Origin of the sequence: Rhizobium sp. 2YAF20 (genome assembly GCF_052114685.1) — a bacterium.
Taxonomy (GTDB): domain Bacteria; phylum Pseudomonadota; class Alphaproteobacteria; order Rhizobiales; family Rhizobiaceae; genus Rhizobium.
Genome location: NZ_JBFRFF010000121.1, coordinates 1 through 1,187 on the forward strand (window position 1 = coordinate 1; position 1,187 = coordinate 1,187).

Consider the following 1,187-nt stretch of genomic DNA (forward strand, 5'->3'; position numbering starts at 1 on the left):
AAATGGCAAAGAGTAAGTTTGAGCGCAACAAGCCGCACGTTAACATCGGCACGATTGGCCACGTTGACCACGGCAAGACGTCTCTGACGGCAGCGATCACCAAGTATTTCGGCGAGTACAAGCGTTACGACCAGATCGACGCTGCCCCGGAAGAAAAGGCGCGTGGCATCACGATTTCGACGGCCCACGTCGAATATGAGACGCCGGCCCGCCACTACGCCCACGTCGACTGCCCCGGCCACGCCGACTACGTCAAGAACATGATCACCGGTGCTGCCCAGATGGACGGCGCAATCCTGGTTTGCTCGGCTGCCGACGGCCCGATGCCGCAGACCCGCGAGCACATCCTGCTTGCCCGTCAGGTCGGCGTTCCGGCGATCGTGGTATTCTTGAACAAGGTCGACCAGGTCGACGACGCCGAGCTTCTCGAACTCGTCGAGCTCGAAGTGCGCGAACTGCTGTCGTCGTACGACTTCCCCGGCGACGATATCCCGATCATYAAGGGTTCGGCTCTGGCCGCTCTCGAAGATTCGGACAAGAAGATCGGCGAAGACTCGATCCGCGAACTGATGGCCGCCGTTGATGCCTACATCCCGACGCCTGAGCGTCCGATCAACCTGCCGTTCCTGATGCCGATCGAAGACGTGTTCTCGATCTCGGGCCGCGGTACTGTGGTGACCGGCCGCGTCGAGCGTGGCATCGTCAAGGTCGGCGAAGAAGTCGAGATCGTCGGCATCCGCCCGACCTCGAAGACGACGGTGACCGGCGTTGAAATGTTCCGCAAGCTGCTCGATCAGGGCCAGGCCGGCGACAACATCGGTGCTCTGGTTCGCGGTGTGAACCGTGACGGCGTCGAGCGTGGCCAGATCCTGTGCAAGCCGGGTTCGGTCAAGCCGCACAAGAAGTTCATGGCCGAAGCCTACATCCTGACGAAGGAAGAAGGCGGTCGTCATACGCCGTTCTTCACCAACTATCGTCCGCAGTTCTACTTCCGCACGACCGACGTGACCGGCATCGTCTCCTTGCCTGAAGGCACGGAAATGGTCATGCCGGGCGACAACGTCACCGTTGCCGTTGAACTGATCGTGCCGATCGCCATGGAAGAAAAGCTGCGCTTCGCCATCCGCGAAGGCGGCCGCACCGTTGGCGCCGGCATCGTAGCGTCGATCGTCGAGTAAGTATCGGCT

Annotated in this window: 1 protein-coding gene; it reads left to right on the top strand. The window is 61.1% G+C overall.

From position 1 onward, the window contains the following. Positions 1 to 2: 2 nt before the first annotated feature. Positions 3 to 1,178, top strand: coding sequence for an elongation factor Tu (gene tuf, locus AB4Z52_RS36185; protein WP_442222609.1), 1,176 nt, complete (start codon positions 3 to 5; stop codon positions 1,176 to 1,178). The last annotated feature ends 9 nt before the right edge of the window (positions 1,179 to 1,187 follow it).